Source organism: Erwinia sp. L03-1 (assembly GCF_058686115.1).
This window is the reverse complement of record NZ_CM178762.1, coordinates 2,686,263-2,705,379: the sequence shown is the minus strand read 5'-3', so window position 1 is coordinate 2,705,379 and position 19,117 is coordinate 2,686,263. Positions and strand designations below refer to the sequence as shown.

General features: G+C 52.8%; 16 protein-coding genes and 1 pseudogene. 11 read left to right on the top strand and 6 right to left on the bottom strand.

The window, feature by feature from the left end:
- Window positions 1-25 precede the first annotated feature (25 nt).
- Both AC4PCC_RS12450 and AC4PCC_RS12445 read left to right on the top strand, forming a co-directional pair.
- The gene (locus tag AC4PCC_RS12450) at window positions 26-1,777 is read left to right on the top strand and encodes a putative phage tail protein (protein ID WP_492124730.1); all 1,752 of its coding nucleotides are present in this window, start codon (window positions 26-28) and stop codon (window positions 1,775-1,777) included.
- Between the two features lie 293 nt (window positions 1,778-2,070).
- Window positions 2,071-2,280: a hypothetical protein gene (locus AC4PCC_RS12445; RefSeq protein ID WP_067703321.1), complete on the top strand. Its 210-nt coding sequence runs from the start codon at window positions 2,071-2,073 to the stop codon at window positions 2,278-2,280.
- Between the two features lie 107 nt (window positions 2,281-2,387).
- Here AC4PCC_RS12445 and AC4PCC_RS12440 read toward each other — a convergent pair whose 3' ends face one another.
- Window positions 2,388-2,633 (bottom strand): DinI-like family protein, encoded by a 246-nt coding sequence (locus tag AC4PCC_RS12440; RefSeq protein WP_492124729.1) that lies wholly within the window; start codon window positions 2,631-2,633, stop codon window positions 2,388-2,390.
- 105 nt (window positions 2,634-2,738) lie between these two features.
- Here AC4PCC_RS12440 and AC4PCC_RS12435 point away from each other — a divergent pair, with 105 nt between their 5' ends.
- Both AC4PCC_RS12435 and AC4PCC_RS12430 read left to right on the top strand, forming a co-directional pair.
- On the top strand, window positions 2,739-2,963 hold the full coding sequence (locus AC4PCC_RS12435) for a YgdI/YgdR family lipoprotein (protein ID WP_492124728.1): 225 nt from the start codon (window positions 2,739-2,741) through the stop codon (window positions 2,961-2,963).
- 124 nt (window positions 2,964-3,087) lie between these two features.
- Window positions 3,088-3,492: a hypothetical protein gene (locus AC4PCC_RS12430; RefSeq protein WP_492124727.1), complete on the top strand. Its 405-nt coding sequence runs from the start codon at window positions 3,088-3,090 to the stop codon at window positions 3,490-3,492.
- A 29-nt stretch (window positions 3,493-3,521) separates the two neighbouring features.
- Here AC4PCC_RS12430 and AC4PCC_RS12425 read toward each other — a convergent pair whose 3' ends face one another.
- The gene (locus AC4PCC_RS12425) at window positions 3,522-4,184 is read right to left on the bottom strand and encodes an MBL fold metallo-hydrolase (RefSeq protein ID WP_492124726.1); all 663 of its coding nucleotides are present in this window, start codon (window positions 4,182-4,184) and stop codon (window positions 3,522-3,524) included.
- Window positions 4,185-4,199: 15 nt separating this feature from the next.
- Window positions 4,200-5,120 (bottom strand): muramoyltetrapeptide carboxypeptidase, encoded by a 921-nt coding sequence (gene ldcA, locus AC4PCC_RS12420; RefSeq protein WP_492124725.1) that lies wholly within the window; start codon window positions 5,118-5,120, stop codon window positions 4,200-4,202.
- Between the two features lie 281 nt (window positions 5,121-5,401).
- Here ldcA and emtA point away from each other — a divergent pair, with 281 nt between their 5' ends.
- Complete coding sequence (gene emtA, locus AC4PCC_RS12415; protein WP_492124724.1) at window positions 5,402-6,034, top strand: membrane-bound lytic murein transglycosylase EmtA; 633 nt, start codon at window positions 5,402-5,404, stop codon at window positions 6,032-6,034.
- Window positions 6,035-6,096: 62 nt separating this feature from the next.
- Here the strand turns inward: emtA and AC4PCC_RS12410 are convergent, their stop codons facing one another.
- A complete protein-coding gene (locus AC4PCC_RS12410) occupies window positions 6,097-6,834 on the bottom strand; it encodes a flagellar brake protein (RefSeq protein ID WP_492124723.1) in 738 nt (245 codons plus the stop codon).
- Between the two features lie 183 nt (window positions 6,835-7,017).
- On the opposite strand from AC4PCC_RS12410, the gene AC4PCC_RS12405 reads away from it, so the two are divergent.
- Complete coding sequence (locus tag AC4PCC_RS12405; protein ID WP_067703340.1) at window positions 7,018-7,269, top strand: GlsB/YeaQ/YmgE family stress response membrane protein; 252 nt, start codon at window positions 7,018-7,020, stop codon at window positions 7,267-7,269.
- Window positions 7,270-7,335: 66 nt separating this feature from the next.
- Here AC4PCC_RS12405 and AC4PCC_RS12400 read toward each other — a convergent pair whose 3' ends face one another.
- Together AC4PCC_RS12400 and treA are read right to left on the bottom strand one after the other, a co-directional pair.
- Window positions 7,336-8,613, bottom strand: a complete 1,278-nt coding sequence (locus AC4PCC_RS12400; RefSeq protein WP_492124722.1) for an MFS transporter — start codon at window positions 8,611-8,613, stop codon at window positions 7,336-7,338.
- 110 nt (window positions 8,614-8,723) lie between these two features.
- Window positions 8,724-10,385, bottom strand: a complete 1,662-nt coding sequence (gene treA / locus AC4PCC_RS12395; protein WP_492124721.1) for an alpha,alpha-trehalase TreA — start codon at window positions 10,383-10,385, stop codon at window positions 8,724-8,726.
- 243 nt (window positions 10,386-10,628) lie between these two features.
- Between treA and AC4PCC_RS12390 the strand changes: the two genes are divergently transcribed.
- From AC4PCC_RS12390 to AC4PCC_RS12370, 5 genes and pseudogenes are all read left to right on the top strand, one after another.
- Window positions 10,629-11,819, top strand: a complete 1,191-nt coding sequence (locus AC4PCC_RS12390; protein WP_492124720.1) for a serine hydrolase domain-containing protein — start codon at window positions 10,629-10,631, stop codon at window positions 11,817-11,819.
- Between the two features lie 541 nt (window positions 11,820-12,360).
- Window positions 12,361-12,638 (top strand): annotated as a pseudogene (locus AC4PCC_RS12385) (Arm DNA-binding domain-containing protein); the annotation flags it as partial.
- Between the two features lie 551 nt (window positions 12,639-13,189).
- Window positions 13,190-15,499 (top strand): TerB N-terminal domain-containing protein, encoded by a 2,310-nt coding sequence (locus tag AC4PCC_RS12380; RefSeq protein WP_492124719.1) that lies wholly within the window; start codon window positions 13,190-13,192, stop codon window positions 15,497-15,499.
- 3 nt (window positions 15,500-15,502) lie between these two features.
- The gene (locus AC4PCC_RS12375) at window positions 15,503-16,819 is read left to right on the top strand and encodes an ATP-binding protein (protein ID WP_492124718.1); all 1,317 of its coding nucleotides are present in this window, start codon (window positions 15,503-15,505) and stop codon (window positions 16,817-16,819) included.
- Window positions 16,816-19,014 (top strand): DEAD/DEAH box helicase, encoded by a 2,199-nt coding sequence (locus tag AC4PCC_RS12370; protein WP_492124717.1) that lies wholly within the window; start codon window positions 16,816-16,818, stop codon window positions 19,012-19,014. The genes AC4PCC_RS12375 and AC4PCC_RS12370 overlap by 4 nt, the downstream gene beginning before the upstream one ends.
- Window positions 19,015-19,117: the final 103 nt, after the last annotated feature.

The following is a 19,117-nucleotide window of genomic DNA, read 5'->3' as shown; positions in this document are numbered from 1 at the left end:
CTATTCCTTTTATCTGGAGGTTTTTATGATCGAAGTGAACTGCTTTGCCGATCTGCGCACCACTGCACCGACGAAAGCTGGCGACATCGCCGCCCTGAAACGCTATTACGACAAAGACTCGTCATTTCACGGCGGCGGCGACTTTGTCGGCTTTCTGGGCACCACCACGCTGACTGATGACGGCGGAACGGTGGCGAAGGGCAGCAGCTTTTACTGGAAGCGTATTATTAACGATCCCGTGCAGGTGAATCTCTATCACTTTGGCGCACGCGGCGACGGCGTAACCGATGACGGCGACGCCTTCAGGCGGATGTTTAGCTGGTCGCAGAGCTACGATATCAACGCAAAAGATATTGGCGTGCGTTTTCCGCCGGGGAAATTTTTGATTTCGCCCATCGACCTTTCGGCCAGCGAAATACCTTATTTTGCGCTTTATGGTGACGACAGCCCTTACGGCGTGTCTCCGGGCACGGTGATTATCTCTGATAAGTCGATCAATACGGTGTTTAAGGTCAATGCCCGGCGCACCGTGATTCGGGGTATCAGCTGGAACGGGCAGGCCAGCGCGGATATCACCGCTACCAGCGGGGCCATTACCGCCGATATGCTCTCCAACGTGCAGCCGTTTTTTGAAAACACCACTATCGAGGGCGAGTTCGTGCATATCCGCTGCTTTCGCGTGCAGTATAACGGCGGCACCGTCATCAAGCTGCTGGACACCCTGGATACCCGCTTTGATCAAATCTACAGCCAGAATACCTATGCGCGGGTTTTTGAAGTGGGCTGGTCTAACTCGCCGAACGGCGTCTGGGATCACGCAACGGCAATTGAGCTGAGTAATGCCAATTTTCAGACCGGCTATGGCGATGCCACCCTGTATATGCCACGCATGACCCAGGGGATCATTCGCAACGTCTGGATTGAGCATACGCGGTTCCCCGGCGATCTGACTAACGGGCAGTGGATTGTCGATGCATTAAGCGTGGAGGATTGCGCTAATCCGCTGTTAATGAACAACAGTCGGGTGCAGTTTCGTCAGCTTAATTTGCAGGCGGGTGCAAAGGTCAGCATGGAGACCACCAGCGACCGCTGGCTGTCAGGCTACGAGTCTGGCTGGCGGCGGGAGGAGAACTTTGGCACCACGATGACCGGCTCCATGAAGGCCGGCTGGTACAGCGGCTACCGGCTGAATAATATCTCGGACAGTGATAAATGGTTCCGCATTGGCAAATTCGTCTTCCCGAAGGTCAATCAGCAGTGGACGCTGGAGTTCGTGGGTAAGCTGACGAATACTAACCCGGCGGGCACGGCAGCCAGCCCGGTGCAGGCTGTTTCATCCGGGGTGACCTGGCTGAACCTCCAGCGATGCGTCAGTTCTGTCTGGGCAGATATGTTTCATCGCGGTTCGACGTCGGTGATTGATGTCAAATATAAGCGCAGCTATGAAAACATCGTTGAGGTATGGGTAAAACTCAAAGCCGGCAGCGGGGATACCATGTTTAATCTTCGTTCCACCGGCCCCACGCGATTTGATTCCGGCGAATGCTCCTTGTTTACCCCGGACCTGAGTGAGGTGACCGATCTCACTACGTTGGGCACCGTTACCCCCAGCGCAAGACTCAGCCTGCATAATGGTTTAGCGGGGATAGGCGCTAATGAAAATGGCGTAGTGACCCTGGCGACTGCGGATGCTGCGGTACCTGCCAGCACCGCACCGGGCGGTTACATTACGCTCAACATTAATGGTACCGATCGCAAGTTCCCCTACTATAACTAAGTCTGTTGACCCGAACCTGACCGCCCACGCCGGGCGGTTTTTTTTTGCATCGAATAAAGCTGCGGTGCGCAAAAAGTGTTGGCGATCATAGCAGAAGAGTGAAATAGTACGGAATCACCCTCCAGGAATAATCCGTTTTTAGTGGAAGGAATTTCTGTTTCAGGGGGAAATTGTGTGGTTTTTCTGCCAGAGGCGTTTATAAAAGTGGCAGCCTGGCCATTAGGGTAAATCAGGGGTTGAGCCAGATGAAAAGGGCCGTAAAATAGGGCCATTACTTAAATCAGGAGAATGATGTGTCAGAAGCTGCGTCTGTTGAAAACCACCCCGATCGGCTGGAAGAGGCAAAAAATATCGCGCTGGGATGGCGTATTGTCGGCCAGATGGAACCGCATACCTTAGAGGATGCGATTCAGATGCTTCGTGACAGCTCCGCCCATGCGGCAAAAGTCTATGACCTGATCTATGCGGAAATCGCTGAGCGTAACAAAGACCAGCCGCGCTGAGCGGAGTACCAGGACTCACTGCACTCAACGAAATCAGGTATCCGGGCTGCTGCGTACTGAAGGGCAGGCCGGGTCCGTTAGCTGTCGTTGCGGATCGCTTCTGCTGGTTAATATTCGCCTGTTACCAGCCACTGATCGGCTTCTTCGAACATCTCTTCTATGAGTCTCATCATGACGGCCTTATCGCTTTTGCTGGCATCGGTTTTCACGCTATTAGCCTGCATCGGCTTGACCCGGACGTCCGCCTCTGGAAAAACCCGCTGAATGCGTTTCTCAAGCTCGTCCAGAATCATCTGTTGAGCATTGGGTAAACCCGCTACGTTGCGCTTATCGTAAATCAGTTCAACAAACATGTACTTATCCTGGTTAACTGTGCTGTATAAAAATACAGTTATTTTAACCATCCTTCAATCAAATTATGATAGAAGCGGGATAACGCATAAACAGGAAATGAAAAAATGAAAAAAATGCTGTTACTGGCCAGCGTTCTGATGGCCGGCACGCTGCTGGCAGGCTGTACGAACAATCATATTCTGCATATGAACGACGGGCGCACGCTGGTGGTACAGGGCAAACCGCAGGTCGATAAAGCGACCGGTATGGTGCTGTACACCGATGAAAACGGCAAGCAGCAGGCGGTAAATCAGGCTGATATCAAAGAGATGAGCGCGCTGGACAAGTAGAGGGTGCGGACAAACCAGGAACACTCCTGGTTTGTCCCTTTTTACGAAGGTGACAGTGTCATGTGACGGACTTTTCCCTCATAGTATTTGCGTTAAGTGAGAACATTTCCGGAGAACGCTGCTCATGTTTCGCATTTTCGCCGCGGGCTGTCTGCTGGTCAGTGCCACCTTTGCGGCGCGGGCCACCCCCGATGCCCAACCGATGAACGCTGAGTTTCAAATTACCTGCCCTGGTCGTCAGACCATGACCGTAACCGAAGCACAATATGGCCTGACCACCCTGATGTGGCCGGGTAATCATTTTCAGATCGCCGCAGGGCAGCAGCAGTCGAGCACCGACAGCGGTACGCGGGTGTCGATTGTGCTGTTTCGAAACGGCGATCAGATGATCATTAATAAAGCGGATCAGGAGACCTTTTTCTCCTTCGAAGGGGCCAAAAAGCTGGTGCCCTGCAGCCGCAGCAGTGAACGGGAGAACGGTGCAGTCACCCTGCAGCGCACCGATGCGACCGGAAACGTTGAATCCTGACCCCTCAGTCAGTTAACGACCCTGCCCGGCTACTCGATAATCCGCTGGCGACAATCCCGCGGCTGGTGCTCGGCTTCATCCAGCAGTGCCAGCCACTCACGTACGGTCACCTCGCACCAGCCCGGATGGGCCCGTGTCACGCTCATCAACACCACGTCTGGCCTCAGCGCCCGGTAGAACTCCAGCGATTTAAGCAAATCGGCCTCGTTGCTCTCGGGTAACTGCAGCGTCACCCAGCGATTGCCATCCCGTACCAGCGTGCCCCCGACAAACAGATAGGTTTTGCCGAAGGGGGAGGCATAAAGATAGGTGGTACTGCCTGGCGTATGGCCCGGCGTCGGAACCAGGTGGAAGCTGCCGCAGTGTACTTCTGCCAGGTTGAAGGTATCATCGGCTTCGACAAAGGCGCTTACTGGGCCGAGCGCCCGGGTATGGCAGTAGAGAGCGGAGTTAAACCGCTGTTGCAGCTGTCGCGCCCCGGGTCCGGCCTCCTGCCAGCCACTCAGATAATGACGGATTATCCCGCCAAGACCGGCAATCGTCTGGTGATCGTCAGCATTCTCAACGCGGGAGATCAGCATGTTGCCTCGCTCATGCTGCAACAGAAAACCATGCATCATCCACTCTGATTCTGTCTCACAGGCCGCCAACTCCGGCGTGGAAACCCAGAGGTCCTCATATAACTGCTTCATAGGGGCTCCGGGAAGTTAACGCAGCGTAGGGTGCCCTGATAACCTTAGCGAAGCCTGGTTACCTTCTACTTTTAAATGGCCGTGGGCGCCTAAAGGTAGCGTGACGGTATCGCGATCGTGACCAAAAGAGAGGCCGGTAACCAGCGGCAGGCCGGTTATCTGACGTATTAGCGTCCAGACGCTGTCAAAGTCGTAGCCATTATCGTATGCGCTCAGGTTTGCCGCGGTAAAACTGCCGGTCACTATGGCTTTCTGTCGGGCCAGAATGCCGCTCTGGGCCAGCTGTAGCAGCATGCGCTCAATCTTGTAGGGATGCTCATTCACATCTTCAATGACCAGGATGCCGTCAGAGAGGGCAGGTAGCCAGGGGGTACCCACGAGGGAGGTCATCATCGCCAGATTTCCTCCCCATACCGTCCCGCTAACGTCAACATCCTGCGGTGGCGTTTGCCAGCTGAGGGTGAATTCCGGCGAGGTCAGCGCCCGCCAGAAGTGGTCGACGGTGAAATCAGAGAGCACCTCCGCACCAAAATTACCCGCCAGCAGCGGGCCGCTAAAACTCTTTACGCCGTGGGTCAGCAGGGCCAGCTGGATCGCGGTGAAATCGCTGTGGCCGCAGAGCGCTACGGGCTGCTCCCGAAGACGTGCGGCCAGACCCTGATAATCAAGGTGGGGCAGAAGCCGTGACGCGCCATAGCCACCGCGTACCGCCAGCACAATATCCGGCAGCGTCGCCAGCGCGGCCAGAGCGTTCACATCCTGCAGGCGCTCTTCGTCAGTCCCGGCAAAACGGCGATCGCGTCGGGGAATAATCGCCGTCTGGCTCACCTGATGCCCCTGGGCACGCAGCCGATCGACGGCCAGATGGGCGGCAGCCTGATTAAGGCAATAGCCGGAAGGGGCAATCAGATGAAAAGAACGCGGAGTAACGGACATAATCTTCACTTTAATCCTCTAACGGGTGGAATAAATGGCGCATTTCAGTGTGCTACGCTTACCGCTGGCGGTCGGGTTGAGCCTTGCGCGGCATAATGTTTGCTTTTTATACCGACTCCAGTGAATTTTTTTGGCAGACCGGGGGTCCAATAACCCGATAATGACTAAAAGCCTGTCCTAAGTCACCCTCTGACCCGGCAAATTCAGAGTTACGGTAATTTTCCACAGGTCAGTGGCGGGTATGATAGGGCGCAGGCTAAGGCGCAAAGGATAATGAAAACGTGAGAAGCGTTAACTACGTTGCAATCGCAGGGGTGCTCCTGCTGGCAGGCTGTGCCAGCAAACCCCATAAACAGACCGTCACCGTACAGCAAACACCATTAACCAAGGCCCCACCGCAAAAGGTGGCGCAGGCGTGGTCGATCTTTACGGAGAATGCGGCCCACAGCTACGGAATCGATCAGAAGCTGGTGGATGCCATTATTTCAGTGGAATCGGGCGGCAATCCAACGGTAGTCAGTAAGTCGAATGCCATTGGATTGATGCAGATTAAAGCCTCTACGGCCGGCCGTGAAGTCTATCGCGTACAGGGGCGTCGCGGTCAGCCAAGCAGTTCGGAGCTGCGCGATCCGGTGAAAAATATTGATATCGGTACCGCCTATCTGAAAATTTTGCAGGATCAGTCGCTGGCGGGCATTCGCGACCCTGAAACGCTGCGTTACGCGACGATCGTTTCCTATGCCAACGGGGCCGGCGCGCTGCTGCGTACCTTCTCTCCCGATCGCGGCCGGGCAATAGCCATGATCAACGCGATGACGCCGGAAGCGTTCTATCATCACGTTCAGAGCAAGCATCCCGCTGCGCAGGCACCGCGCTATTTGTGGAAAGTCACCACCGCCTACCGGACTATTTGAACCCTGAGTTGACCGGCGAGAAGGGGAATCTCGCCGGTTTAACCCTCACAGATTGATAACAGCTACTGAAAGCGGGTCGCTTTATCGCGCGCCAGGCGCTCAAGTGAGAAAATGACCTGCTGGAGCTGACGCTCCTGGTCGGCGCTAAGTTTCTGGAAGCGAAAGCTTAAACGTGGCGTGATAACGGTTTGATTTTTGCTGCCGACCACGCTGCGCTGTCCGATGTTCACTAATCTGGCATTCACCTCGAAACGACCATATTCCCCCATCTCCAGCCGCATGTTCTTAAACAGCTCACCTTCTGCCAGACCTGGCGGCAGCGGGCATTCTGCCAGTACGCTAATGCCCCCCAGCGAGATGTCCTGCAGGCGCAGGCGTCCCAGTCCGCTACCGTCGGGCCAGCCCACGTAACAGGTGAACAGCGGCGAGAGCGGCGCGGTTACGCGAAAAAACTCTCTGCGCTGAATCATCATCAGGTCATCAGGCAGGCCGGAGGTAAAGGCGGGCAGGCCGGTATGGCTGGTGATACTCAGTTGAGAAACGGCAAATTCAACTTTCGCCCCGGCGGTTTCCGCCGTCATATTCAGCAGCCGGGCCTCAGCGGCGAGCTGATTGTCATAATCATTACTGCCATAATCGACAATAAACCTTTCGCGATCCGCACACAGCAGCCGGGTAATAAACTGGCCGCGTTGATGAGTCACCATTACCGGGGTCTGATTTTTGACCAGATCTTTCAGAACGCCCAGCACGGCCAGCGGGCCGCGTTTGAGGTACTGCTCGTTATCTTCCTCTTTCACATCCCTCTCCTGATGAATGTTGAAACCAGATTTGAATAGTGCTGCGGCAATTTATCGGCAGATTCTGATGACTTCTTAGCACCTGTTATAAAAAAGTTGGAAAAAACTTTAGATTTAAATCACAAGGTTAGAATCTTAGCCTATACTTACGCGGTCTAAATGTCGCAAGGGAAGGAGTAGGAAATGGGTATTATATCGTGGATCATTTTTGGTCTGATCGCAGGTATCATTGCTAAATGGATTATGCCGGGTAAAGACGGCGGTGGTTTCATCATGACCGTTATCCTGGGCATCGTGGGTGCAGTGGTCGGCGGCTGGATCAGCACCACGCTGTTCCATATGGGCAAGGTTGACGGTTTCAACTTTGGTAGCTTTGCCGTGGCGGTGGTAGGCGCAATTGTCGTGCTGTGGATCTACCGCAAAGTCAAAAGCTGACGCATACGCAATTGAATGAAAAAGGGAGACGGAAACGTCTCCCTTTTTTTGTCTGTCTGCGAAGGATCAGGTTTCCAGTGGCTTCAAATGATCGTCTGCGCGCAGGGTCATAATGGCGATGGCGCTGATAATACAGGTCAGCGTCACGTACCAGGCGGGGATAAACACATTGCCCGTCCGGGCTATCAGACCGGTAATAATCAGCCCGGCACAGCCGGAAAACACCGCGTTAGAGAGCGAATAAGCCAGCCCCAGTCCGGTATAGCGTACCCGGCCAGGAAACATCTCTGCGAGCATGGCAGGGCCAGGCCCGGCGATGATACCGACCACCCCGCCCGCCATCATCACTGCCAGGGCTTTCAGCCAGACTGACGTGGTGGGCTGCTGGAGCAGCGCCAGCAGCGGAAAGCTGAATATAATCACCGTTACCATCGCCAGCAGCATTATGCGGCGCCGACCAAAGCGATCGCTCAGCCGTCCGGCGGGCAGGATAGTGAGGGCAAAGCCCACATTACCCAGCACGGTCGCAGCCAGCGCCTGCTGAAAGCTGGCGTGTAATGACGTCTGCAGCCACGAGGGCATAATCACCAGGAAGGTATAGCCCGCCGCCGACCAGCCCATCATTCTGCCAATGCCCAGCACGATGGCTTTCACCACCACCGGTAAGGGCGCAGGCACCGTATGCTGCGCGGCAGCAAAGGCCGGCGGTTCCTCCAGCTGAGTGCGCAGCCAGAGCGCCACCACGCCAAGCGGCAGGGCAAGCAGAAACGGCACCCGCCAGCCCCAGCGCGTGAGCTGATCGCCGGTAAGCACGGCGGCCAGAACCGCCACCGTCGCCGCGCCCGCCAGCAGACCCAGCGCCACGGTAAAGGACTGCCATGCGCCGTAGCGCCCACGCTTGCCCGGTGGGGCGAGCTCGGTCATCAGCGCCACCGCGCCGCCAAATTCACCTCCGGCGAACAGGCCCTGAAGCATTCTCAACAGGGTAAGCAGCAGCGGGGCGGCAACGCCTGCAACGGCGTAGGTGGGCATCAGGCCAATCAGGAAGGTGGCAGAGGTCATCAACAGCAGCACGGCAATCAGCGTGGGCTTTCGACCAATGCGATCGCCAATACGACCAAAAATCATGGCGCCGATGGGCCGACAGAAAAAGGCCAGCGCAAAGGCGGCATAGGTCAGGATCAGGCCGGTCAGTTCACTTTCTCCCTCAAGCTGGAAAAAGTTTTTGGCAATAATGGTCGCCAGAAAGCCATAAACAGCAAATTCATACCACTCAATAAAGTTGCCCGTTGAGGCGGCAATCAACATTTTCTTATCTGGAACGGGCGCAGTTGCGTTATGCATGATTAATGCCTGGGAAGGTGAAAAGAGAAAGAGTGACAGAAAAAAACGCTGTTGGGTAACAGGAAGCCGTTATGACGGCAGCGCCTGAGGTCCGCGCTGCCGAAGCCGGCTTATTGGATATCACCCACGTTATTGCAGGTGATGCCTTTTGGACAGTAGAGATCCATCAGTTTCAGCGTGACGCCGTTGGTCCAGCCGAAGCCGTCCTGCAGCGGATATTCACCGCCGCCCCCGCCGCCGAGGCCTTTTCCTTCCACCACGTATTTCTCAACCAGCTTGTGCTCTTTGTCATAGGTGGTCTGAACATTTTTCAGGAAGCGAATGCCGATATCCTTCGCCAGCGCCTGCTGACCATAGTTGTTCAACCCCTCTACGGCCGCCCACTGAAGCGGTGCCCAGCCGTTCGGCGCATCCCACTGCTGGCCGTTGTTAATGGTGGTCGTGACCAGTCCACCCTCTTTCAGCAGCCGACTCTTCACCACGGCTGCCGTGCGGCTGGCCTGCTTATCGGTCGCGACCTGAAGGTAGAGAGGGAAGAGCGTCGCGGCGGTTAACTGCGGACGTACGGCGCTTTTCTGCCAGTCGTAGTCCGCGTAAAAGCCCTGTTTCTCATCCCACAGATAGCGATTGATCGCCTGCTGACGTTTTTTCGCCAGCGCGTCGTAATGCCTGCTGGCGCCAGGCAGTTTCGCGACCTGATTTGCTTTCGCCAGGGTCTTTTCGAGATGGAACATCAGGGCATTCAGGTCGACTGGCACAATGCGCGTGGTCTGAATGGTGGAGATATCGTTCTGGGTGCCGAACCAGCGGGAGCTGAAATCCCAGCCGGAGGCCGCGCCCGCGCGCAAATCGCGATAAAGGCCTGCTTTCTCACGATGGTTAGCTTTCTCCGCCGTGTTGACGTCATCCAGCCAGGATTCGGTGCGCGGTACGTCGCGGGCATCCCAGTAGCGGTTAAGCAGCGTGCCGTCCTTCAGCTTCACCACGTTTTTACTCGCGTCTCCTGCCTTAAGGTTGTCCGCGCCCGCCATCCAGTAGTCGTACTCTTTCTGTAGCTGCGGCAGGTATTGAGTGTAAACGCCGTCGCCCTGATGCTGCGCCAGCAGATCGACCATCAGGCTGAAGAAGGGCGGCTGTGAGCGGCTGAGATAGTAGCTGCGGTTACCATTAGGGATATGACCATATTTATCCAGCAGGGAGGCGAAGTTATTCACCATATCCTCGACCCGATCCCAGTGTCCGCTCTCTGCCAGGCCCAGCATGGTGAAATAGCTGTCCCAGTAATAGATCTCGCGGAAGCGGCCGCCGGGCACCACGTAGGGTTTTGGCAGCGGCAGCAGGGAATCCCAGCGCGCGGGCTGGCTGGCGGAGCGGGTCAGTACCGGCCACAGGCCATTAATATGTTCGCGCAGGCTCTGCCCGGCGGGCGGGACATATTTATCGCCGTCGACGGGAAGGGTGAAGTTGGTGTCAACAAAATGGCGTAAATCGAAATTACGCTGCTTTTTCTGCATCTGCCAGTCGGCAAGAATGGTCGAGGGATCGCTCTTCGGGATCGCATCCGCAAAAGTTTTCTGATCGGAAAAAAGCTTCGCCGACTGCACGGCCTGAAACAGCGGGCCCAGGCGGATATCCGGCGGCTGGGGGGACTGACTCAGCATAGATTGCTGCGCGTCGCTTTGCTTTGCAAAAGCGGTATCGGCCAGCGTGGAAGAGAGAAGCAGTGGCAGTACCAGCATGGCCCGCCATTGACGTTTTTCGACTCGTTGCATTGGTTGTTCTCCATGTCCAGACCAAATCCAGTCTGTAAGTAGTTGACCCTGAAAAGAACTTTAGTCGATATTTCGCATTCCTTCCGCCACGAAGCCGGGAAGTGTGAAGCCGTACGGCTTTTCGTCAGGTGCAGTACCAGCAGGTCATACGGTCAGCGGGCAGATGGACTATCCCGGGCGCTATTTTTTCTTTAATCTGAAACCATTCATCAGCATATTACCGAAAATAATGAGGGTTCTGTCATGACGAATTCCGCCTTTCCCCTGACGACGGGTGTTCCCCCGGCAAACCTGGTTGACCGCGTTCGCGGCGTCGTGCAGCAGGCGCTGGACGAGCGACGGCTGGTTGGCGCGGTGGTGCTGGTCGCCCACAATGGCGAGCTGATCCACCAACAGGCCGCGGGCCTTGCCGATCGCGAAAGCGCGCGACCCATGACCCTGGAGACGGTATTTCGGCTGGCGTCAGTCAGTAAGCCGATTGTCTCTACCGCGGCAATGGTGCTGGTGGCGCAGGCGCGTCTGGATCTGGACGCCGGCATTGAACGCTGGCTCCCTGAATTCCAGCCACGTCTGGCCGATGGCGCACCGGCCTCCATCACTCTGCGACAGCTGCTGTGCCATATGGCCGGGCTAAGCTACCGCTTTTCCGAGCCTGATAACCAGGGCCCCTGCGCGCGCGCAGGGGTGTCCGACGGCCTGGATGCCTCCGGCATTAGCCTTGATGAGAACCTCCGCCGGCTGGCCAGCGTACCGCTGCTGTTCAGGCCGGGTACGGACTGGCGTTACTCACTGGCGACCGACGTACTGGGTGCGCTGATCGCCCGCGTTCAGGGTACGACGCTGGATGTGGCGGTACGGGATCTGGTGACGGGTCCACTGGGTATGACCGATAGCGGATTTGTGATGCACGACACCCAATCTGTCGCCACCCCCTACGTAAACGATACGCCGCAGCCGCACCGGCTGGCAGAGGGGGAAACCGTTCCTTTTGACGATGAAACTCTCGGCGTACACTTTAGCCCGGGGCGGATCTTCGATCCGTCCGCTTTCCCCTCGGGTGGAGCGGGTATGGCGGGCACCGCAGGCGATGTTATGCGCCTGCTGGAAACGCTGCGCCAGCAGGGCGGAGAGCTATTGCCCGCCGATCTGGTTGCAGAAATGGGCCGCGATCAGACCGGCGGCATAAACCTCCCCGACAATCCGGGCTTCGGCTTCGGCCTGGGGTTTGCCGTTCTGCGTGATCCTCAGCAGGCCGCCTCGCCGCAGTCAGCCGGTACCTGGCGCTGGGGAGGCGTTTATGGTCATTCGTGGTTTGTGGATAAGGAGCAGGGCTTAAGCGTGGTGGCATTAACCAATACGCTGTACGAAGGGATGTCCGGCAGTTTTGTCACCGAGCTACGGGATGCCGTTTATGCCGGGTTGGAGCTGGGGTAAGGCTGGGGTAAGGCTGGGGTAAGGCTGGGGTTGTGGAGGGCTGGGGTTGGCGTTTGGCGGGAAGTGGGGGGAACGGCGTGGGTGTGAGGGAGCGGGTGGATGGGGCGAAGGGAGGGGCGATTCGGGGGAAATAAACCTTACTAAAAATCCACGCATGTGCGTGGATTTTGAAGGTTTTTTTGATGTACATGAGGTGCAGTGAAACCCCATAAGACCGCAAACGCGATAGACGTTGAACCGTGATTTTAATTATATTTTATTGATATTTATGTTTTATTTAAAAATTAGTCTTCAGAATACTCATTCTTGTACTCATTTTGGAGTTGGCTTGCTTTCGTAAGGCGAAGGTCGTAGGTTCTACTCCTATTATCGCACCAATCAAGTATCTCTCAAAGTCTACTCCAGTTCACTGAAAACCCTTATAATCAGCATGTTCCAGCTCTCGCTTGTATTCTGACGTCTACTGACCCCCCCCAAAATCTACATGCATATGGGGGTACATTTGGGGTATGTGCTGTTCGGTCTTATGGATATACCCCCAGTGAAACTTAACGCCCGTCAGGTTGATACCGCAAAGCCAAAAGATGAACTTTACAAACTCTCTGATGGTGGGGGACTTTACCTTTTGATTATTGGCGGCTTAAGTACCGTGTTGCTGGCAAGGAGAAGTTGCTTGCTCTTGGGGTTTATCCCGACGTGACTTTGGCTGAAGCTCGTAGTAAACGTGAAGAGGCTAAAAGGGGCATTGCTGTTGGGATTGCCCCCAATGTAGCGAAGAGAGAAGAGAGAAGAGAGAAGAGAGAAGAGAGAAGAGAAACTAGCCCGATGCCCTCATTGCCGAATCAGCCTACCGAGAATTTATGCAGAGAAATCCGACGCTGCTAACCAATCAGAGACAAAAGGAACAGGAGGAAATCCGCGCTCAAGAAATTGAACGTCACCAGCGTAGGAATTTTATACAGAAACTTGCTGTGTGGTTTGTTCGTGTTACTGGAGCATGAAATGCATTCTGCACGGTTCGCCGTCGGTGAGCTCATTTCCCCTTAGCAGGGTCAGTTCTGACAGCAAATAGATAAAGATAATTGCCGCCAGTTCTGCATCCATGTAACAGCTACTCGTATGTTTATGCAGAACCAATTCAACTTCATTCTGATACGAATGACCCACAAGCATTCGCATGCCTTCAAAATTTCTGCTTGAAAAGCATGCTTAATCAATAATTATTTTCCTTTAAATCAATAAATTAATTTTGATTGCATTTTGGTTTGAACCCTTGTGATTTAGACGTATTATTTTGAGATTAATCTACTTGCCCAACCTTCATTGCTGCTTGTGAGTGTGCGTGAAGAATGATTTTAAGGTTATATATCATGGAGTTATTGAAGTTTCTGGCGGCGATTTTAGTCATTTACTTGTTGTTTTTTAGAAAGAAAAAACGTAAATCTCCAAAGTCTTATGCTTCAAGCCCCGTGAAAGCACCGCCAAAAGAATGGCTCGCTGACATCAAGAAAAAAGAGGCGGTTGTGCGAAACGATGATAGTGAAGACGATAACCTTGCAACTTTTACATTGAGCGGTGGCCGGGGTGTTGAACTTCGGGTGACAACCAATCATTACCGGAACACCTCAAAGTCAGCAGGTGCACTAGCTCGATGGGTACTTCCGGGTGAGATGATAACTGTAGCTGGTGTAGCAATTAGCGGTGGCCACATTTACGTGGGGCAACGTATGAAGCCCTCCGGTCAGGAATCCGGCGGCTATTATGACGATGGAAGTGAGGCATCATTAATTGATGACACATGTAAGATAAAACCCACTTCTTATCTTTACGAGGACGGTTCATTAGGATACTGGCCCAGTTTTTCCTCTCTTTCCCCAGAAGCACGCGGTGCGTATGTCAGTTGGCTCGCCAGCGATAGGTCTGATCCATCGTGTCCTATCGGCTATGTTTTTATCTACCTCTACGGCCTGGAAAGAAAAGCGCTCGTAGATTCCACTGACCCAAAATTCCCTGATGCTGAGTTCCGTAATCTGTTCAATGAAGTCGCTCGGTTAAGATCGGTTTTCATTGAAAACCGCTCATTCCGTGGATATTCGGCCCAATTACTCGAAGCCATGTCTATTCTGCGCCCGAACATGGGCTTAGCCACTGAGCTCGATAGCGATTCAGGTTTCAGCAACAGCATGCAATTTAAGCTGGCTCTGGCAAAAACTGTACATGAAGGAGTTCCTGTATCAGCTGAACTGGCGTTGAACTGGGTAATAAACCATACCGAGTATTCGCTGCGTACCCCGGCTCGCCGCTGTGCTAAAGAGTTTGCTGCGCTTTTCAAACGGCGTTACACCCTCAAATATGGTGAAGGGATGGTCGTTAAGGCGAATAAAACGCGCTTACGTTTAGATTACACACCTGCAAGTCCTAGTTTACGAGGCGTCCGACTTCCAGTTCCCGACCTGCCTGATCCAATTGCATTGAAGGGACCTGTCCAGAAAATTATTACTATTGCCGACATATGTACGGATGAACTTGATGCTTACAGTCGCTACCTTGGTAGGAGAGGTACGTCAGTAAATGATACTGCTGCAATTATGTTGCTGCCTTCAGAGATCGTTAATGAAAGCGCAGAAAAAATATTAAGCTCATTCAAACATTGGGCTGATGAAGCGATCCTCAATAAGGGTGGCTTCGCCTCGGTTGCTGACTATTGGTCACATATGAATTCCAACTGTCCGGCGAAGATCAATAAAAAAGAGGCCGACTTGATGCAGGCCTTTGCACAGAAGATGGGCTACAGTCTGGCACCTGACCCGTATTATCACCATGTTAAGGCGGATGTAGATGGGACACTTGTGCTATTCCCTGCCGCCGAAGGTGGACGCTTCTCACCTTCTCCTGAATTTATCTCAGCTGTAATGACGCTTAGATTAGGGGCGATGGTCGCCTTGATTGACGATTCTCTTGATCAAGCTGAACAGAAAGTGCTTGAGAATGCCATCAACAACAATACTGGCTTCACCGATGATGAAAAACGCTCTCTACATGCGTATTTAAAGTGGCAACTTCATACCCCAGCCAATATGACAGGAATGAAAAGCAGGATTGAGTTGATGGGGGCCGCGGAAAAAGCTGCTGTGGGTAAAGTTATCGTTAGTGTTGCCTGTTCGGATGGAACAATAGCGCCTGCCGAAATCAAACAGCTTGAGAAGATTTATTCAAGTTTGGGATTGGATCCCTCATCTGTCTCGAGCAATATCCATCAGCATTCCGCAACTGAACATGATCTCGTCTCGTCTGTACCAACTGATCAGCCAGCAGCAGGGTTCACACTGGATGCTAATGTACTTGCCCGCCACGAATCTGCCACGGATGATGTTCGTAAATTGCTGAACACAATTTTCACCGAAGAAGAACCGGAAGAGCCAGAAAGCGCTCCCGCCTCATTAACGGAGGCAGGGGGGCTTGACTCCGCACATAGCCAGCTTTATCGCAGTTTGCTGGAGAAAGAACAGTGGTCCCGAAAAGAGGCGACAGAATTGTGCGGAAATTTGAATTTGATGCTCGGCGGTGCGCTTGAGGTGATCAATGACTGGTCCTATGCGGTGGTTGATGCTCCAGTACTGGACGATGCCGATGATGATATCTGGGTTGACCTGGAAATTGCCAAAGAATTAGAGGGATAGTGAATGTCTGTAACACGTATAAGAGTGAAAGAACGTGACGCTATTATTCAGTCACTTAAGTCAGGTGTAACGCCAAGGATAGGCATTCAGCATATCCAGGTTGGCCGCGTGAATGAGATCACCGCTCTCCACCAGGATATTGAGAGGATTGCTGACGGTGGTGCAAGCTTCAGACTTATCATCGGTGAATATGGTTCTGGTAAAACGTTCTTTCTGAGTGTTGTGCGCTCTATTGCGCTAGAGAAGAAGCTGGTGTCAGTCAGTGCAGACCTTTCTCCTGACAGACGCATTCACTCATCGGGAGGTCAGGCTCGTAATCTCTATTCTGAGCTTATGAAAAACATGTCCACCAGAAACAAGCCGGATGGTAATGCGTTACTTAGCGTTGTTGAAAGATTCGTTACGGAGGCAAGAAAGGAAGCGGACACGGACGGCTCCGAGGTTTCATCAGTAATTCATAAACGCCTAGCAGCTCTGTCAGATATGGTGGGTGGATATGACTTTGCGAAGGTCATTGATGCATTCTGGCGCGGGCATGAGCAGGATAACGAAACGCTAAAATCCAATGCTATTCGCTGGTTGCGGGGAGAGTACACCACCAAAACTGATGCCCGTAACGATCTCGACGTTCGGACTATTATCTCAGACGCTTCATTCTATGATTCTTTGAAGCTGATGAGCCTTTTTGTCCGCCAGGCAGGCTATGCCGGTCTTTTGGTCAGCCTCGACGAAATGGTGAACCTCTTTAAGCTGAATAATACGCAAGCAAGAACAGCGAACTACGAACAGATTTTGCGGATCCTAAATGACTGCCTGCAAGGCTCAGCCGAGAACATTGGTTTTATCCTCGGGGGGACGCCAGAGTTTCTTTTCGATCCGCGTAAAGGTCTTTACAGCTATGAGGCGCTCCAGTCGCGTCTGGCGGAAAACCGGTTCGCGCAAAAAGCAGGAGTGATTGACTACTCATCCCCCACTTTGCATCTTGCCAGCCTCACCCCTGAGGAACTGTATATTTTGCTGAGAAATCTTCGTCATGTTTATGCGGGTGGAGATCCAGAGAATTATCTGGTGCCAGATGAGGCACTGACTGGATTCCTGCATCACTGTAGTAAAACCATTGGAGACGCTTACTTCCGTACCCCCCGTAATACCATAAAAGGTTTCCTGGACATGCTGGCCGTGCTGGAACAAAACAGAACGATGAACTGGCAAACACTAATCGGGGGTGTGGCGATTGAAGAGGACAGGCCCAGCGATATGGATGACGCCACTATGGAGGAAAGCGATGACGACGACGGACTGGCGAACTTCAAACTATGAGCAGTGCCTATGATAGTCTCGATCCCCGCGTCCGTAAGTGGGTTTACAAGCAGGGGTGGTCTACATTAAGGCCCTTGCAGGAGAGTTCTATCCCGGCAATTTTAGCCCGTGATCGAGACGTGCTAATCAGTGCAGGTACAGCAGCGGGTAAAACAGAGGCTTTCTTTCTTCCTGCCTGTTCGGCAGTTGCAGATCTCACTAATGGATTTGGCATCGTCTATATCAGTCCGTTGAAGGCATTGATTAACGATCAGTACCGTCGTCTTGAGAGCCTTGGAGATGCATTGGAAATGCCAGTGACTCCCTGGCACGGGGATGTACCACAAAGCAAAAAGAAGAAGGCTCGGACGAACCCTGCTGGCATTTTACTGATTACACCTGAGTCACTTGAGTCTTTGCTCATAAATTCAATGGGCTGGCTCAAACAGGCGTTTTCTTCAGTCGCATACATCGTTATTGATGAGTTTCATGCTTTTATTGGCTCAGAGCGTGGTGTACAGCTGCTTTCTCTGCTCAATAGAATTGACCATGTGCTAGGACGCCAGGTAAATCCAATTCCCCGCGTTGCGTTGAGTGCCACGCTGGGGGAACTGGAGAAAGTGCCAGAACTATTGCGCCCGGACAAACGACTCCCCTGCGTAACTGTTACAGATAGTAATAGCACGGCCACTCTTCAGGTACAGGTCAAAGGGTACCTGGAGCGAGTGATCCAAAAAGAGGAAGAACTTCGGAGTTCAGCTGAACATGACGTTTGCGCTGACATTTTTAGGCTGTGCCGTGGCGATTCTCATTTGGTCTTTGCAAACAGCCGAAAGCGCACTGAAAGTATTGCGGCAACTTTGAGCGACATGTGTGAGGAACATATTGTTCCGAATGAATTCTTTCCCCACCACGGTTCCCTTGCCAAGGAATTACGTGAGGCGCTTGAAGCTCGTCTTCAGAAAGGAAATTTGCCCACAACAGCTGTTTGTACAATGACGCTCGAGTTGGGCATTGATATCGGTAAGGTTAAGTCGGTTATACAAGTTACGCCTCCGCATTCTGTTTCCAGTCTGCGTCAGCGTATGGGACGTTCTGGGCGACGTGACTCCCCATCAGTTCTAAGAATGCTAATTACAGAAAATGAGCTTACTGTAACTAGCAGTATCGTTGACCACCTACGGCTGCAATTGGTCCAGTCGATGGCAATGATCAGATTGATGATCTCTAAACAATGGTTTGAACCAGCTGATGCTCAACAGATGCATTACTCCACGCTGCTACACCAGATTCTTGCTATTACGGCGCAATGGGGGGGAGTTCGTCCTGATCAGCTCTGGTCACAACTATGCCAGACAGGGCCGTTTAAAAATGTAGATTTAAATGATTTCAAAAGTCTGCTTAAACACATGGGAACCTGTGGCCTGCTCACTCAACTTGCTAGCGGCGAAATGGTTGTTGGGGCAGAGGGGGAGAAACTGACTAACCATTACACTTTTTATGCCGTGTTCAATACACCGGAAGAGTTTCGTATTGTCACCGGAAACAGAACCCTTGGAACAATACCTGTGGACTCCCCACTGCTACCAGACCAACACATCATCTTTGGTGGGCGGCGCTGGAAAGTGACAGAGATCGAGACAGAGAAAAAAGTTATTTATGTTGAGGCGACCAAAGGCGGTCAGCCACCACAATTTAGTGGTGGAGGAATGTCTGTTCATGATGCCGTTCGTCAGGAAATGCTCGTTATCTATAGGGAAAGTGATTACCGCATAGCGATAGGTAGCAAGAGAGTAGATTATGGCGATGCTGCCGCCAGAAACCTATTTACGGAAGGCTGTAGTAACTTTCAGCGTTATAACCTGCGAAATGAGTGTTTTATTACGAGTGGGCAACACTGTTACGTAATTCCCTGGATGGGGGATAAAGTTGTGAATACGATTACAGCCTTGCTCATACGTTGTGGTTTTAAAGCTAATTCTTTGGCAGGTGTTATCGAGATTGATAATGCAAGTGTAGCAACTGTCCAACAGGCGCTTAAAAAAATGCTGTTGTCAGGCTTACCATCTGCATTTGATCTTGCTGAAGATGTTCCAGAAAAGTACTTGGATAAATATGACGAATATTTACCTGAGTCCCTGCTTGCTAAGGGATTTGGGCAAAAAGCGTATGACATTGAAGGTACTCGTATTTGGTTGAAGCAGCACCTTCAGTAAACTGGTTACGTAAAAAGGGGGAGATGCCCCCTTAGATTGAGGCCGATTGATTATATTAATGTTCGCTCTTGGCTCGGATCTGCCAGAAATCGAGGTCATAAGG

Bases quoted from the DNA above. Each gene is read 5' to 3' on its own strand.
- AC4PCC_RS12450 (WP_492124730.1), top strand. From the start codon at position 26: ATGATCGAAGTGAACTGCTTTGCCGATCTGCGCACCACTGCACCGACG.
- AC4PCC_RS12440 (WP_492124729.1), bottom strand. From the start codon at position 2,633: ATGTTTGTTGAACTGATTTACGATAAGCGCAACGTAGCGGGTTTACCC.
- AC4PCC_RS12435 (WP_492124728.1), top strand. From the start codon at position 2,739: ATGAAAAAAATGCTGTTACTGGCCAGCGTTCTGATGGCCGGCACGCTG.
- AC4PCC_RS12430 (WP_492124727.1), top strand. From the start codon at position 3,088: ATGTTTCGCATTTTCGCCGCGGGCTGTCTGCTGGTCAGTGCCACCTTT.
- AC4PCC_RS12425 (WP_492124726.1), bottom strand. From the start codon at position 4,184: ATGAAGCAGTTATATGAGGACCTCTGGGTTTCCACGCCGGAGTTGGCG.
- ldcA (WP_492124725.1), bottom strand. From the start codon at position 5,120: ATGTCCGTTACTCCGCGTTCTTTTCATCTGATTGCCCCTTCCGGCTAT.
- AC4PCC_RS12405 (WP_067703340.1), top strand. From the start codon at position 7,018: ATGGGTATTATATCGTGGATCATTTTTGGTCTGATCGCAGGTATCATT.
- AC4PCC_RS12400 (WP_492124722.1), bottom strand. From the start codon at position 8,613: ATGCATAACGCAACTGCGCCCGTTCCAGATAAGAAAATGTTGATTGCC.
- treA (WP_492124721.1), bottom strand. From the start codon at position 10,385: ATGCAACGAGTCGAAAAACGTCAATGGCGGGCCATGCTGGTACTGCCA.
- AC4PCC_RS12390 (WP_492124720.1), top strand. From the start codon at position 10,629: ATGACGAATTCCGCCTTTCCCCTGACGACGGGTGTTCCCCCGGCAAAC.
- AC4PCC_RS12380 (WP_492124719.1), top strand. From the start codon at position 13,190: ATGGAGTTATTGAAGTTTCTGGCGGCGATTTTAGTCATTTACTTGTTG.
- AC4PCC_RS12375 (WP_492124718.1), top strand. From the start codon at position 15,503: ATGTCTGTAACACGTATAAGAGTGAAAGAACGTGACGCTATTATTCAG.
- AC4PCC_RS12370 (WP_492124717.1), top strand. From the start codon at position 16,816: ATGAGCAGTGCCTATGATAGTCTCGATCCCCGCGTCCGTAAGTGGGTT.